The following is a 15,617-nucleotide window of genomic DNA, read 5'->3' on the forward strand; positions in this document are numbered from 1 at the left end:
CGGAGACGACGTCATGGACCACACACAACTGCGCCCATTTCGCTTTGCCGACGTGCTTGCCACCGTGCAAGCCGGGCGGCCGTGTGTTCTGGTCACAGTGACGGACGTGCAGGGCTCCGCCCCGCGTGAACCCGGCACGTTGATGCTGGTGTGTGACGATGGCTTCTTCGGCACCATCGGCGGTGGTCATCTGGAATGGCGCGCGATGGAAATCGCGCAAGCGATGATGGACGTGCCCGAAGCCATTGGAGAAGCCCGCCGCCAGTTCGTGCGCATTCCGCTGGGCCCAGCGCTTGGACAATGCTGCGGCGGGGTGGTCCGCCTGTCGCTGGAACGACTCGATGCACGTGACGCAGAGTGGATTGCCCAGGCCGACGACGCCATGCGCCAGCGCCGCAGCCTGCGCCGCATCGTCTGCGCAGATGCGACTGTGAACGTTGAAGCAACGATTGGCGATGCCGCCGCCGCAGGCGTGACGCTTGACGCTGCAGGCTTCACGCAAACGGTGCTGCCGCCCGACATGTCGATCGTGTTGTGCGGCGCTGGCCATGTCGGCCACGCTATCGTGCGTGCGCTGGCCCACCTGCCCTGCCGCGTCACATGGGTGGACGAACGCGATGCGATGTTCCCGTTCCCCGCCAAGGTGCCGCCAAACGTCGTGATCGAATCCACCGATACGCCGGAAGCCGTGATCGACCACGCGCCCGCCGGCAGCTACTTCCTGGTCATGACGCACAACCATGCGTTGGACCTGGCGCTGTGCGAGCGAATCATGCGCCGCACGGACTTTGCCTACTTTGGCCTGATCGGCTCCAAGACCAAGCGCGCACGCTTTGAGCACCGCATGGTCGAGCACGGTGTGGACCCGGCACGCTTGCCGGAAATGGTGTGCCCGATTGGCATTGCGGGCATCGTGGACAAGGCGCCAGATATCATTGCGGTATCCGTCGTCGCCCAACTCCTGCAAGTGCGTGAGCTTCAACAGCATGCGCTCACCACAGCCAGTGGTGGGGCGGCGGTTCCTTACCGCGTCCCCACACCTGTCTGATCATGCCGATCTCCGCCGCCCTTGCAGAACGCATCGCCACCAGCCCGAAAGCCGAACTGCACATCCACATTGAAGGCTCGCTCGAACCCGAACTGATGTTTGCGCTGGCCAAGCGCAACGGCGTCAAGCTGCCATATGCATCGGTTGAAGACCTGCGCGCCGCATACGCTTTCGACGATCTGCAATCGTTCCTCGACCTGTACTACGCGGGCGCCAGCGTGCTGCTCACCGAGCAGGATTTCTACGATATGACCGCCGCATATGTGGCGCGTGCGCTGGCAGACAACGTCCATCACGCAGAGATCTTCTTCGACCCGCAAACGCACACCACACGCAACGTGCCGATACATGTGGTCATCCACGGCATCGTCCGCGCACTGGATGACGCCGAGCGCGAGCACGGTTTCTCCAGCCGGCTGATCCTCTGCTTCCTGCGCCATCTGAGCGAGGAAGATGCGTTTGCCACGCTGGAAGCTGCCCTGCCCTATATCCAGGATCCGGCGAACCGCATCGTCGGTGTGGGGCTGGATTCGTCGGAGCGCGGCAATCCGCCGGAGAAGTTCGCGCGCGTGTTCGCCCGCTGCAAGGAACTCGGCCTGCGCCTGGTCGCCCACGCTGGCGAGGAAGGCCCGGCGCAATACGTGATCGACGCCCTCGATATCCTGAAGGTAGAGCGCATCGACCACGGCGTGCGCGCTATCGACGATGCAGCGCTCGTCAAGCGCCTGGCCGCCGAGCGCGTCGCGCTGACGGTTTGCCCGCTGTCGAACGAAAAACTGAAGGTCTACCCCGATTTGCGCGATCACTCGCTCAAGCAACTGCTGGACGCCGGCTGCGCAGTGACCCTGCACTCCGATGATCCGGCCTACTTCGGTGGCTACATGAACACCAACTGGCTCGCCACCTTCAACGCCCTCAACCTGTCCGCCGCCGACGCGCATACGCTCGCGCGCAACAGCTTCGAGGCGTCCTTCCTGCCCGAGCAGGACAAAGCCCTGTGGCTGGCCAAGGTCGACGACCACTGGAAAGCCACACACTAAAACATCACGAGACGACGATGAGCACGATGCCTCCGACTTCCAACACCGTTCACGCCTACCGCGGCCGCGTGCTGCATTTCCTGCACGATCCGCAGTATCGCGAGCACGATGCCTATGAATATTGGGAAGACGGCCTGCTCGTGGTCATGGGCGGCAAAGTCGTGCGGGCCGGTGATTACGCCACGCTGCGCGAGGATCTGCCCGCCGGCACGCAACTACACGACACCAGCGGCAAGCTGATCGTGCCCGGCTTCATCGACACGCACATCCACTTCCCGCAGACGGACATGATCGCGTCGCCGTCGCCGGGCCTGTTGCACTGGCTGGAGACGTACACCTTCCCGGAAGAGCGCCGCTTCGAGAGCGAGCAGTACGCCGCCGGCGTTGCATCCTTCTTTCTCGATGAACTGCTGCGCAACGGCACGACCAGCGCGATGGTGTGGAGCACCGTGCATCGCGGCTCCGCAGAAACGCTCTTCCAGCAGGCACAGCAACGCGGCATGCGCCTGATCACCGGCAAGGTGATGATGGATCGCAACTGCCCGGAATACCTGCGCGACACGGCCGAATCCGGCGCGCGCGACACGGCAGACCTGATCTCGCGCTGGCACGGCAAAGACCGCCTGGGCTACGCCATCACGCCGCGCTTTGCGCCCACCTCAAGCGAAGCACAATTGCAAGCCTGCGCAGAACTGGCCAAGCAGTACAAGGACGTCTTCATCCAGACGCACGTCGCCGAAAACCCGGACGAGGTGAAATGGGTGGCCGACCTGTTCCCGAACGCGCGCAGCTATCTGGACGTGTACGACCGCTACGGCCTGCTGCGCAAAGGCGCCTTCTACGGCCACGCCATCTGGCTGGACGATAGCGACCGCCAGCGCATGGCCGAATCCGGTGCGGCCGTGGCGCACTGCCCCACGTCTAACCTGTTCCTGGGCAGCGGCCTGTACAACTTCCACAAGAATGACGCACACCGCCTGGCGCTCACGCTCGCCACCGACGTGGGCGGCGGCAGCTCGTTCTCGATGCTGCGCACGATGGGCACGGCACACAAGGTTGCGCGCATGGGCGGCTATCACCTGACCGCGCTGCGCATGTTCTACCTGGCCACGCGCGGCGCGGCTGAAGCGCTGGGCTGGGAAGACCGCATCGGCAGTTTCGTGCCGGGCGCAGAAGCTGATTTCATCGTGCTGGACCCGGCCGCCACGCCGCTGCTGGCACGCCGTAATGCACGCTCGGAAACGCTGGAGGAACTGCTGTTCTCGCTGGCGCTGCTGGGCGAGGATCGTGCGGTGAGCGCCACTTACATCCAGGGCGAGCCAGCCAAATTTGCGGTTGGCGCGGCAAGCTGATCCTCGTATAATCGCGGCTTCCATTGGGGAGTAGCCGCCCGGGGTCGATACCCTGGGGGCCACGTCAACAGACTTGACCGTCGCTGCAATGGCAGACGGTTATGGCGTGGTCAGCAGCCACTCCGGGTGCACAGTATCGAAAGATGCGTGGCACCTGGGTGACGCGCCTGGCGAGACCGATGACACACCACTGCGGACAGGGCCGGCAGCGGTGCGTCATTGGTTCGCACACGGCCCGGACACCACTACAACATGGAAGCCTTCCTCGTCTCAACCGGCATCGTCGCCCTCGCGGAAATCGGCGACAAAACCCAACTGCTGTCGATCCTGCTGGCCGCGCGTTTTCGCAAGCCGGTGCCGATCATCATCGGCATCTTCGTCTCCACGCTCGTCAACCATGCGCTGGCCGGCGCCGTCGGCGGCTGGATTACGCACGTGCTCGGTGAAAACGTGCTGCGCTGGATTCTGGGCGCGGCCTTCATCGCGATGGCCGGGTGGATGCTGATCCCGGACAAGCTGGATGACGACGAAGCGCCCAAGGACACGCGTGGCCTGGGCATCATCGGTACCACTGTCGTGGCGTTCTTCTTTGCAGAAATGGGCGACAAGACGCAGATCGCCACCGTAGCGCTCGCGGCGCGTTTCCATGACATCGCGTGGGTGGTAGCAGGTACGACCTTCGGCATGATGCTGGCCAATGTGCCAGCGGTGCTGATGGGCAACAAGTTCGCTGCGCGCATGCCGATCAAGCTGGTGCATCGGATTGCTGCGTTGATCTTCCTCGTGCTGGGTGTGCTGGCACTGCTGGGCGTCGGTAAGTAATCGACAAGGGCTCTGAGCGCTCGCTTCAGAGCCTACCCATGATCGATAGCGAGCGTTATGCGCCCGTAGACACGCCAACTCCACAGCGCCGAAAAGCATGCTGCATACGGCAGCCCAAGCAATTCTCAGGACAAAAAAAACGGGGCCGTAGCCCCGTTCAACCCTCACCGGTCATGTCACCCGCTAGGGAACGAATGACATGCTCCGATAAACCGTTTCCGTATTTCTGCTCTTGCTCTGACGTGCGCCTTAGTTGGTCTTGGCGCCGCCCTCAAACCACTTGGCGATGATCGTGCGTTCGTCGTCGGTGATTTGCGTCACGTTGCCCAGCGGCATCAGCTTTTGCTGCACGACCTGCTGGTAGACGAGCTGGGCATGCTTGCCCAATTCTTCCGGCGTATCGAGCAACACGCCCTTAGCCGGCGAAGGCATCAGGGTAGGATGCGCCGAGTGACATTGGTAGCACCGTGCGGTAACGACTGCCTGTACTTTGGCGAAGTCCGAACCGCCAGCGGCTGCCAGAGTGGCTGCAGCGGGTGCCGAGGCGCCGCCTTCTGTCGGTGCCGCAGGCGCCGTTGCTGCCGGAGCCTCCGCCACCGGAGCAGCCGGACGCGATACCGGCGCCAGCCACACCGCCACACCTAGCAGCACAGCCACGCCCGCTGCCGGATACGCCCAGTTCACCACGCCTTTGTGCTTCAGGATGAAGAACTGACGGATCAGCACGCCAGCCAGCATGATCAGCACCAGCACAGCCCAGTTGTACTTGAAGGCGTACGTCATGCTGTAGTGGTTCGACAGCATCGCGAACAGCACCGGCAACGTGAAATACGTGTTGTGCACGCTGCGCTGCTTGCCGCGCTTGCCGTGGATCGGGTCCGGCTTCTCGCCCGCCTTGAGCGATGCCACCACCTTGCGTTGGCCCGGAATAATCCAGAAGAACACGTTGGCGCTCATGATGGTTGCGATCATCGCGCCGATCAGCAGGAATGCCGCGCGGCCCGAGAACAGGTGGCACGCCGCAAACGCAGCCAGTGCCACGTAGACCGCCACCAGAATGCCCACCACACGGTCGTTCTTGCCGAACACGCGACAGATGGTGTCGTACACCAGCCAGCCGACCACCAGGAAGCCCAGCGCCAGCAGCACCGCCGTCGTCGCCGTCATGTCGAACACGCTGCGGTCGATCATGTAGACGTTGGCGTTGAACAGGTACACCACCGTCAACAGCGCAAAGCCTGACATCCAGGTGGAGTACGACTCCCAGTAGAACCAGTGCAGATGATCCGGCAGTTGCTTGGGCGCCAGCAGGTACTTCTGCGGGTTGTAGAACCCGCCGCCGTGCACAGCCCAGAGTTCGCCGTCAACACCCTTGTCCTTCAGGTCGGGTGCCGTCGGCTTGGTCAGGCTGTTATCGAGCCAGACGAAGTAGAACGATGAGCCGATCCACGCAATCGCGACGATCACGTGCAGCCAACGCAAGAGCAAGTTGGCCCAGTCGAGGATATAGCCTTCCATGATGACTCCCTGCCCTGTTAGCTGCCGCGATAGGTCGAATACGACCACGGCGACACCAGCAGCGGCACGTGGTAGTGCGCGCCGGTATCGGCCACGCCAAAGCGCAGCGTCACCACGTCGAGGAACGCGGGCTCGGGGAGTTTGACGCCGGCCGCGCGGTAGTAGTCGCCCACCGCGAAGTCCAGCTCATAGACGCCGGTCTGCAGTGTGTCGCCTTCAAGCAGCGGCGCATCGCAACGGCCATCGTGATTGGTGCGAACCGATTTGATCGGTTGGCGTTGATTGTCGACAATTTTGAACAGAGCGATCGCCAGGTTTTGTCCCGGCGTGCCTGCAGCGGTGTCGAGCACATGGGTGGTCAAGCGTCCCATTTGTCTTCCTCTGTAGTTCGAATTTTCAGAAGCGCCGCTGCCTCCACTTGCACCTCGCGCCAAACCCTTGCGTCCTTGTGTGGATAAGGGCTGGCACCGGGGCCCGCTCGGTACGTGCTGTGCACGCATCCCGGCGCGCGTCCAGCCGGTTTACGCCTGCCGCCCATGTTGGGAGGCGACATGCCAAACCGGCAAAGCCGTCGCTCGTTCTGGGTCCGACTCCATGTTTCCACCGTGTCCCTAGACTGGGCTTGAAACAGGGATTTCCCTAGTTTGTCGGATTACCGAACGCATTTTGTTGACAATATTGAAGGCGCCCACGAATAATTGTCAACAGGTTTTCGCAGTTGCTGATGCTGCATCGCATCGCTTAAAGACGGGTCTGCCATGTCCAAGAATCTCAAGCTGGTCTCCACGGAAATGACGTCGAAGTCGGGCGCCAAGGCATCGGGAGCAACACGTATGTCGGTCGAAGAACGGATGTACCACGAGATCTACGACGCGATCATGGAGCACCGCTTGCCCCCGCGCACCAAGCTGACGGAGCACTCGCTTTGCGAAATCTATGCCACCGCGCGCCATACGGTGCGCAAAGTCTTCTCCCAGTTGGCGGCTGACGGCCTGGTTGATCTGGAGCCGAATCGCGGCGCGTTCATTGCCGCGCCCTCCATTGACGAAGCTCACGCCATGTTCGAGCTGCGCCAGATCCTGGAGCGCGCGGTGCTCGACAAGGTTGGCCACAGTGCCAACCCGAAGGCAGCCATCGCGCCGCTGGTGGAGCTCGTCAAGGAAGAGCGTCAAGCCTTCGTTACACACGACCGCCCGCGCTGGATTCGCCTGTCGGCGGAATTCCACGTCGCGCTGGCCGAGCAGGCCGGCAACCCGCTGGTGGTCGAGATGATGCGCCGCCTGGTCTCGCGCACCACGCTGATGATCGCCAGCGTGGAAGCGCCCGGCCACAACGCCTGCTCGTTCGACGAGCACCTCGACATTCTCAACGCACTGGAGCGCGGCGACGCGAGCGCCGCACAAGCCCACATGGCCCAGCACTTGCAATGCTGCGCCGATCGCGTGCGCCCCGAGGCGCCCGCTGATTTCGATCTGCGCTCGGTATTAGGCCCGCGCGGCAGCGAGAAGGGCAACGTCTAGGACCAGTTTTGCTGTATCGGGCGAGCTGGCACGACAGAGGCTGGCCGCCACAAGCCGGACGCCCGTCCGGCTCACCACCTGAAGGAGACCTTTATGGCAAGCAGCACCCTCGCCGCCCCCACGGCGGACCTGACCAATGAGCGCGTGGCGTACGGACGCCTGCTCGCATTGGGCCTGCAACATGTATTGGTGATGTATGCAGGCACTGTCGCAGTGCCTCTGATTGTGGGCGGTGCACTGCATCTGCCCAAGGAACAGCTCGCTTTCCTCATCAACGCCGATTTATTTGCCGCCGGTCTGGCCACACTCATCCAGGCCTTCGGAGTGTGGAAGTTCGGCATTCGCATGCCCGTCATGATGGGCGTGACCTTCGCCTCGGTCGGCCCGATGATCGCCATCGGCACCGATCCCTCCATCGGCCTGCTGGGCATCTACGGCGCGGTAATTGCGGCAGGCTTGTTCGGCATCATCGTCGCGCCGCTCATGGGGCGCGTGCTGGGTCTCTTTCCGCCGGTCGTGACGGGCACAGTCATCACGCTGATCGGCATGTCGCTGATGGGCGTCGGCATCAACTGGGCCGCAGGCGGCCAGCCGACCATGAAGACCATGGTCGACGGCGTGCTCAAGACCGTGCCCAACCCGGCGTATGGCGACTTGAGCGGCCTTGGCATTGCGCTGGCAGTGCTGGTCATCATCCTGCTGCTGACGAAGTACGGCCGCGGCCTGATCAGCAATATCGCCGTGCTGCTGGGCATCGTGATCGGCACGTTCATCGCCATGGCGTTCGGCAAGGTGAGCTTTGCGGGCATTGCCGATGCAGATATGGTGGCCGTCATCACGCCGCTGCACTTTGGCATGCCGACCTTCCACTTTGGCGCCATCGCCTCGATGTGCATCGTGATGATGATCACGCTGGTGGAATCGACCGGCATGTTCTTGGCATTGGCAGAAATCACCGGCAAGAAGCTCTCGAACGATGACCTCACGCGCGGCCTGCGTGCCGATGGTCTGGGCACCGTGATCGGTGGCCTGTTCAACACGTTCCCGTACACGTCGTTCTCGCAGAACGTGGGGCTGGTGACGGTCACGGGCGTGCGTTCTCGCTATGTGGCGGCCATGGGCGGCCTGATCCTGATCCTGCTGGGCCTGTTTCCGAAGATGGCGCACATCGTTGCCTCGGTGCCATCGTTCGTGCTGGGCGGCGCGGGCATCGTGATGTTCGGCATGGTGGCGGCCACGGGCGTGCGCATCCTGGGCTCGATCGATTTCAACAAGTACCGCCACAACCTGTTCATCGTGGCGATCTCGATCGGCTTCGGCATGATCCCGACGCTGGCACCAACCTTCTTCCAGTACCTGCCCCACTGGCTGGAGCCGGTCACGCACAGCGGCATCGTGCTGGGCACGCTGGTCGCCGTCATCCTGAACCTCTACTACAACGGCATGCAGTCGGCCGAGCACGCAATGCGCGACGCTGCCGCCAACACCCACGGCACGGAGTAACCGCATGAACGCCACCGTCGCGCACACCGACCCGCTCCTGATCGCCCGTCATGCCGACGTGCTGGTCACCATGGATGCGCAACGCCGCGAAATTCCCGATGGCGCCCTGGTGGCGCGCGGTGGCGTGATCGAATGGGTGGGCCCCACGGCCGATCTGCCGGCGCAATACCGCGATGCCCTCCATCACACAACCCGCCAGCCCAATGTGCGCGTGATGGAGCTGCGCGACCACGTGGTCACGCCCGGTTTTGTCAACACGCACCATCACATGTATCAGAGCCTGACGCGCGCCCTGCCTGCCGCGCAGGACGCCGAGCTGTTCGGCTGGCTCACGAACCTGTATCCGGTGTGGGCCGGCCTCACGCCCGAGATGGTGCGTGTGTCCACGCTCACGGCGATGGCGGAACTGCTGCTCTCAGGCTGCACGACCTCCAGCGATCACCTGTACCTGTATCCGAACGGCAGCCGGCTGGATGACTCCATCGAAGCCGCGCAGCAGATCGGCATGCGCTTTCACGCCGCGCGCGGCAGCATGAGCGTCGGCCGCAGCCAGGGCGGCCTGCCACCAGACCGCGTGGTCGAAGGCGAAGAGGCCATCCTCAAAGAAACGCAGCGCCTGATTGAAACCTGGCACAACGCCGACCGCCACGCCATGCTGCGCATGGTGGTGGCGCCGTGCTCGCCCTTCTCTGTCTCGCGCGACCTGATGCGTGAATCCGCCAAACTCGCACGCAGCTATGGCGTGTCGATGCACACCCACCTGGCCGAGAACGACAACGACATCGCCTACTCGCGTGAGAAGTTCGGCATGACACCAGCCGAGTACGCAGAAGACCTCGGCTGGGTCGGCCGCGACGTGTGGCACGCGCACTGCGTGAAGCTCGACGCGCATGGCATCGACGTGTTTGCACGCACCGGAACAGGCGTGGCGCACTGTCCGTGCTCAAACATGCGCCTGGCATCGGGCATCGCCCCCGTTCGCACCATGCGCGATGCCGGCGTGCCGGTTGGCCTGGGCGTGGACGGCAGCGCGTCGAACGACGGCGCACACATGCTCGGCGAAACGCGCCAGGCGATGCTGCTCGCACGCGTCGGCTTTGGCCCGACGGCGATGAGCGCGCGCGAGGCACTGGAAATCGCCACACTTGGCGGCGCCCGCGTGCTCAGCCGCGATGACATCGGCGCGCTGGCGCCAGGCATGTCGGCGGACTTTGTCAGCTTTGATCGACACCAAGTCAGCTTTGCCGGCGCAGACCACGACCCGGTCGCCGCGCTGGTGTTCTGCGCGCCGTCCAACGTGGCGCACAGCGTGATCAATGGGCGCGTGGTCGTCGAAGGCGGCCGCCTGACCACGCTCGAACTCGACGCCCATCTCACGGTTCACCGGAGGCTCGCGCTGGAACTGGCGCAGGCTGCCCGGGCAGTTCCGGCCTGACGTGATGCGGCCTTGCACGGTTCATGACCCATCCATGATGTCGTGAATTTGGAAAACCGCATTCCACTGCCTGACCGGTGTTGTATGAAGTCTCCTCGACATGAAAAAACCATGACAAACAATAACTACCCGCGCGATCTCATCGGTTACGGCAAGAACCCGCCGAATGCCAATTGGCCGGGCGGTGCTCGCGTGGCCCTGCAGTTCGTCCTCAACTACGAAGAAGGTGGTGAGAACTGCGTCCTGCATGGTGACGCCGCCTCCGAGCAGTTCCTTTCTGAAATCATCGGCGCTGCGGCCTACCCCGACCGCCACATGAGCATGGAAGGCATCTACGAATACGGCTCGCGCGCGGGCGTGTGGCGCATCCTGCGTGAGTTTGAAAAGCGCGGTCTGCCGCTGACCATCTTTGGTGTGTCGATGGCCTTGCAGCGCCATCCAGACGTGACGCAGGCCTTTGTCGACCTCGGCCACGAAATCGCTTGCCACGGGTGGCGCTGGATCCACTACCAGAACGTAGACGAAGCCACAGAGCGCGAGCACATGCGCATCGGCGTAGAGATCATCCGCGAGCTCACCGGCAACGCGCCGTTGGGTTGGTACACCGGCCGCGACAGCCCCAACACGCGCCGCCTGGTGGTTGAGCACGGCGGCTTCGCCTACGACGCCGACTACTACGGCGACGACCTGCCCTTCTGGACCGAGGTCGAAGTCTCGTCCGGTGAGCGCAAGCCGCACCTGGTCGTGCCGTACACGCTCGACACCAACGACATGCGCTTCGCCAGCCCGCAGGGCTTCAACACGGCCGACCACTTCTACCAGTACCTCAAGGACGCCTTCGACGTGCTGTACGAGGAAGGCGATCCCAGCGGCCTGGCGCAGCCGAAGATGCTGTCGATCGGCATGCACTGCCGCCTGCTGGGCCGCCCGGGGCGCTTCCGCGCGCTGCAGCGCTTTCTGGATTACGTGCAATCGCACGACAAGGTGTGGATCTGCCGCCGTATCGATATCGCGCAGCACTGGATCCAGCACCACCCTTACGTCAAGCAACCCGTTTTGAGCACCGCAGCATGAGCCAGCCTACGTATTCCGCTCCTTACACCATTCAGCAACTCAACGGCATGGACGCTGCGCAGTTCGTGCAGGCCCTGGGCGGCATCTATGAGCACTCGCCGTGGGTGGCCGAACAGGCCGCCACGCAACGCCCGTTTGCATCCGCCGACGCACTGACCGCCGCCATGCGGCACGCCGTGGATACCGCGGACATTGATTCGCAACTCAAGCTTGTGCGCGCTCACCCGGAGCTGGCTGGCAAGGCCGCCGTGCGCGGCGAACTGACCGCCGAATCGACACGCGAGCAAGCCGGCGCCGGACTCGACCAATGCACGGCGGAAGAATTCGCGCGCCTGCAGGCACTGAACGCCCAGTACAACGAAAAGTTCGGCTTCCCGTTCATCCTGGCGGTGCGCGGCTATGACCGCCACGGGATCATCGACAACTTCAGCAAGCGCGTTGAGAACGACCGCGATACCGAACTGCGCACGTCGCTCGAGCAGATTCATCGCATTGCGGGTTTTCGCCTGACCGATTTGATTTCAGGGTAATCAGCACAACAACGCTGCGGGCGCGGTGTCATGGGGCATGGACACCGCACGGCATGGAACCTGACCGGCCGGCCTGTGACCGCCTCAAAGAATGCGGCACGACCCACAGTGATCTTCAACAACAAAGGAGGTAGCAAATGCAGTCCAAATTCAAGCGTGGCGTGGCCGCGCTGGCAGTGGCATCGGCGCTGGGGGCAGTGAGCGCAGGCGCGCAAGCGCAATCGTCCGTCACGCTGTACGGCCAGGTCGATGCCTGGGCGGGCGCAACCAAGAACCTGGGCGCCTCGGATCGCGCCTGGGGCGTCAACTCCGGCGGCATGTCGACGTCGTACTGGGGCATGAAGGGTAGCGAAGACCTGGGCAACGGCCTGAAGGCGATCTTTTCGCTGGAAGCCTTCTTCCGCCCCGACACCGGCAAGGCCGGCCGCTTCGACGGCGACACGTTCTTCGCGCGTAATGCCAACGTCGGCCTCTCGTCCAACGCCTGGGGCACGATCAAACTCGGTCGCATCACGCCGCCGTACTTTGTCTCAACGATCCTGTTCAACCCGTTCGGCGATTCATACACCTTCTCGCCAATGGTGTTCCACACGTACCTGGGCAACGGCCTGAGCGGCCCCGGCGGCATCTCGGGCCTGGTGGGTGATTCGGGCTGGAACAACTCGATCATGTACTCCACGCCGGACTTCAACGGCCTGACCGGTAACTTCATCTACGGTGCGGGTGAGCAGGCTGGCCACAACGGCCAGAACAAATGGGGCGGCAACTTCCTGTACTTCCATGGCAACTTCGCGGCCACGGCAGCGTTCCAGCAAGTGCGCTTCAATTCCGCCCCGGGTGACCTGAACGCACTGGTGTCAGGCTTCTCGCGCCAGACAGCCGCACAACTGGGCGCCACGTACGACTTTGGCGTGGTCAAGGTGTACGGCCAGTACCAATACATCAAGAACGCCATCAACACGGGCGACGCCAAGAGCAACGGCGGCCAGTTGGGCGTGTCGGTGCCGGTGGGCCCGGGCAACATCCTCGCCTCGTACGCCTACACGAAGACGTCGGGCGCAGCCGACGTGAAGCGCAACACGTGGGCAGTCGGCTACGACTACTCACTGTCCAAGCGCACCGACGTGTATGCCGCGTACTTCCGCGACAAGGTGACGAACCTCAGCTCGGCCGACACCTTCGGCGTGGGTATCCGCGCGAAGTTCTAAACGGTCAGCAACAAAGAGAACGGCGCCTGGACTTTCCCCAGGCGCCGTTTTTTTGGGGCCGCCAAACCACAGCGGCCCGCGTGATGCTACAACCCGTCAACGCACAGCCGACACATCCGCCACGGCCAGCGCCGTCATGTTGACGATACGGCGCGACGTGGCCGACGGGTTCAAGATGTGCACCGGCTTGGCAGCGCCCAGCAGGATCGGGCCCACCGTCACGCCCTGCCCGCCCGTGATCTTGAGCAGGTTGAACGCAATGTTGGCAGCGTCCAGCGATGGCATTACCAGCAGGTTCGCGCTGCCCGAGAATGCACTCTTGGGCAGGAAGTGATGGCGGATGTCTTCCGACAGTGCCGCGTCACCCTGGATCTCGCCTTCCACCTGCAGCTCAGGCGCTTCGGTCTTCAGCAAGTCGTACGCCGCGCGCATGCGGCGGGCCGACGCGCTCTTCGACGAGCCATACATCGAGTGCGACAGCATCGCCACCTTCGGTTCCTGGCCAAAGCGGCGCACTTCTTCCGCAGCCAGCTTGGTGATGTCGGCCAGCTCTTCGGCGCTCGGCGTCTCATTGACGAACGTATCCGTGATGAACAGCGTGTGCCTCTCGAGCATCAAGCCGTTCATCGCCGCAAACACCTTGGCGTTCGGCGCCAGACCGATCACGTCGCGCACGTGTTCCAGATGGGCATCGAAGCGGCCGACCGTGCCGCATAGCATTGCATCGGCATCGCCCAGGCGCACCAGCAGCGCACCGATCAGCGTGTTCGAGCGGCGCAGCGCCGACTTGGCCATGTCCGGCGTCACCCCGTTGCGGCCCATCAGTTCGTGATAGGCGGTGTGGTACTGGTGGTAGCGCGCGTCGTCTTCCGGGTTCACCAGTTCGAAATGCACACCGGCCTTCAGGCGCAGGCCGGCCTTCTGGATACGCATTTCGATCACGTGCGGGCGGCCGATCAGGATCGGCTTGGCCAGACCTTCGTCCACCACCGTCTGCACGGCGCGCAGCACGCGCTCTTCCTCGCCTTCGGTGTAGACGACACGCTTCGGATTGGCCTTGGCAGCCGAGAACACCGGACGCATGGTCAGGCCCGTGTGATACACGAAGTCGCTCAGTTGGGCGCGATAGGCATCCAGATCCTTGATCGGGCGCGTAGCTACGCCGGACTCTTCAGCAGCCTTGGCAACAGCCGGCGCAATCTTCTCGATCAGGCGTGAATCGAACGGCTTCGGGATGATGTAGTCGGGGCCGAAGGTCAGGTCCTGGCCAGCGTAAGCCTGGGCCACGGCGTCGTTCGTTTCGGCTTCAGCCAGTTCAGCAATGGCTTTCACGCAGGCCAGCTTCATCGCTTCCGTGATCTTGGTGGCGCCGCAATCGAGCGCGCCACGGAAAATGTACGGGAAGCACAGCACGTTGTTGACCTGGTTCGGATAGTCCGAACGGCCCGTTGCGATGATGCAGTCCGGGCGCGCAGCCTTGGCCACTTCCGGGCGGATCTCCGGCTCGGGGTTGGCCAGCGCCAGAATGATCGGTTTCGGGGCCATGGTCTTGACCATGTCGGCGGTCAGCACGCCTGCGGCCGAGCAGCCGAGGAACACGTCGGCATCGCGCACGATATCGGCCAGCGTACGGGCCGAGGTGTCCTGCGCATAGCGTGCCTTGTTCGGCTCCATCTTGGCGTCGCGGCCGACGTAGATCACGCCCTTCGAGTCGACCACATAGACGTTCTCGCGCTTCACGCCCAGGCCCACCATCACGTCCAGGCAGGCAATGGCCGCGGCACCCGCGCCCGACACCGCCACCTTCACGGCGCCGATATCCTTGCCAACGACCTTCAGGCCGTTGAGCAGCGCCGACGACGAGATGATCGCCGTGCCGTGCTGGTCATCGTGGAAGACGGGGATGTTCAGCCGGTCACGCAGCTTTTGCTCGATGTAAAAACACTCCGGCGCCTTGATGTCTTCCAGGTTGATACCGCCCAGCGTCGGCTCCAGCGAGGCGATGATGTCAACGAGCTTGTCCGGATCGCGCTCGGCCAGTTCGATGTCGAACACATCAATGCCCGCAAACTTCTTGAACAGGCAGCCCTTGCCTTCCATCACCGGCTTGCTGGCCAGCGGGCCGATATCGCCCAGGCCCAACACGGCGGTGCCGTTGGTGATCACGCCCACGAGGTTGCCGCGCGAAGTGTACTCAGCCGCCAGCGACGGGTCTTGCTCGATCGCGGTACACGGATACGCCACGCCCGGCGAGTACGCCAGCGACAGGTCGCGCTGGTTCATCAGCGCCTTGGTCGGACGCACTTCGATCTTGCCGCGTGTCGGAGCACGGTGGTATTCAAACGCGGCGCGGCGCAGTTCGGCCTCGGCACCCTGGTCTTGGGAATCCGGCGAGGCATCGTGAAGCTTGTCGTTCATGGCAATGAATCCTGAGGGGGAGTTCCGCAGATGAGGCGCACATGCGCTCAGGCAGAAACTCCCTGAGACGAAGTGGCAAAAAACAGTGGGAACAGAGAGAAACCGGGAGCGAGGCCGCAGGCCTCACGAGCGCCAGGATGCACCGTCAG

The 15,617-nt window shown here is 63.4% G+C and carries 13 protein-coding genes; 10 read left to right on the forward strand and 3 right to left on the reverse strand.

What is annotated here, in order from left to right; translation table 11 throughout:
• Positions 1-13 precede the first annotated feature (13 nt).
• The 4 genes from xdhC (at position 14) to PSUB009319_RS05050 (ending at position 4,262) form a co-directional block, all read left to right on the forward strand.
• Positions 14-1,048 (forward strand): xanthine dehydrogenase accessory protein XdhC, encoded by a 1,035-nt coding sequence (gene xdhC / locus PSUB009319_RS05035; protein WP_124381153.1) that lies wholly within the window; start codon positions 14-16, stop codon positions 1,046-1,048.
• A 2-nt stretch (positions 1,049-1,050) separates the two neighbouring features.
• Positions 1,051-2,088: an adenosine deaminase gene (locus tag PSUB009319_RS05040; RefSeq protein WP_124381154.1), complete on the forward strand. Its 1,038-nt coding sequence runs from the start codon at positions 1,051-1,053 to the stop codon at positions 2,086-2,088.
• 17 nt (positions 2,089-2,105) lie between these two features.
• Positions 2,106-3,440 carry a guanine deaminase gene (gene guaD, locus PSUB009319_RS05045; protein WP_124381155.1) on the forward strand — a complete coding sequence of 445 codons (1,335 nt, stop codon included), beginning with the start codon at positions 2,106-2,108 and terminating at the stop codon, positions 3,438-3,440.
• Between the two features lie 252 nt (positions 3,441-3,692).
• Positions 3,693-4,262: a TMEM165/GDT1 family protein gene (locus PSUB009319_RS05050; RefSeq protein ID WP_124381156.1), complete on the forward strand. Its 570-nt coding sequence runs from the start codon at positions 3,693-3,695 to the stop codon at positions 4,260-4,262.
• A gap of 249 nt (positions 4,263-4,511) precedes the next feature.
• Here the strand turns inward: PSUB009319_RS05050 and PSUB009319_RS05055 are convergent, their stop codons facing one another.
• On the reverse strand, positions 4,512-5,780 hold the full coding sequence (locus PSUB009319_RS05055; protein WP_124381157.1) for a urate hydroxylase PuuD: 1,269 nt from the start codon (positions 5,778-5,780) through the stop codon (positions 4,512-4,514).
• A 17-nt stretch (positions 5,781-5,797) separates the two neighbouring features.
• Positions 5,798-6,151: a hydroxyisourate hydrolase gene (gene uraH / locus PSUB009319_RS05060; protein WP_124381158.1), complete on the reverse strand. Its 354-nt coding sequence runs from the start codon at positions 6,149-6,151 to the stop codon at positions 5,798-5,800.
• Between the two features lie 387 nt (positions 6,152-6,538).
• Between uraH and PSUB009319_RS05065 the strand changes: the two genes are divergently transcribed.
• The 6 genes from PSUB009319_RS05065 (at position 6,539) to PSUB009319_RS05090 (ending at position 13,050) form a co-directional block, all read left to right on the forward strand.
• On the forward strand, positions 6,539-7,300 hold the full coding sequence (locus PSUB009319_RS05065) for a GntR family transcriptional regulator (protein ID WP_124381159.1): 762 nt from the start codon (positions 6,539-6,541) through the stop codon (positions 7,298-7,300).
• Between the two features lie 93 nt (positions 7,301-7,393).
• Positions 7,394-8,803, forward strand: a complete 1,410-nt coding sequence (locus tag PSUB009319_RS05070; RefSeq protein ID WP_124381160.1) for a nucleobase:cation symporter-2 family protein — start codon at positions 7,394-7,396, stop codon at positions 8,801-8,803.
• A gap of 4 nt (positions 8,804-8,807) precedes the next feature.
• Positions 8,808-10,238 (forward strand): 8-oxoguanine deaminase, encoded by a 1,431-nt coding sequence (locus PSUB009319_RS05075; RefSeq protein ID WP_124381161.1) that lies wholly within the window; start codon positions 8,808-8,810, stop codon positions 10,236-10,238.
• 111 nt (positions 10,239-10,349) lie between these two features.
• Positions 10,350-11,312, forward strand: a complete 963-nt coding sequence (gene puuE, locus PSUB009319_RS05080; protein ID WP_124381162.1) for an allantoinase PuuE — start codon at positions 10,350-10,352, stop codon at positions 11,310-11,312.
• Positions 11,309-11,842 carry a 2-oxo-4-hydroxy-4-carboxy-5-ureidoimidazoline decarboxylase gene (uraD, locus tag PSUB009319_RS05085; RefSeq protein WP_124381163.1) on the forward strand — a complete coding sequence of 178 codons (534 nt, stop codon included), beginning with the start codon at positions 11,309-11,311 and terminating at the stop codon, positions 11,840-11,842. Before puuE ends, uraD begins: the two co-directional genes overlap by 4 nt.
• 137 nt (positions 11,843-11,979) lie before the next feature.
• The gene (locus PSUB009319_RS05090) at positions 11,980-13,050 is read left to right on the forward strand and encodes a porin (RefSeq protein WP_124381164.1); all 1,071 of its coding nucleotides are present in this window, start codon (positions 11,980-11,982) and stop codon (positions 13,048-13,050) included.
• Between the two features lie 96 nt (positions 13,051-13,146).
• Here the strand turns inward: PSUB009319_RS05090 and PSUB009319_RS05095 are convergent, their stop codons facing one another.
• Positions 13,147-15,468 (reverse strand): NADP-dependent malic enzyme, encoded by a 2,322-nt coding sequence (locus PSUB009319_RS05095; protein WP_124381165.1) that lies wholly within the window; start codon positions 15,466-15,468, stop codon positions 13,147-13,149.
• Positions 15,469-15,617 lie beyond the last annotated feature (149 nt).

The organism is Ralstonia sp. SET104, assembly GCF_003851545.1.
GTDB lineage: Bacteria > Pseudomonadota > Gammaproteobacteria > Burkholderiales > Burkholderiaceae > Ralstonia.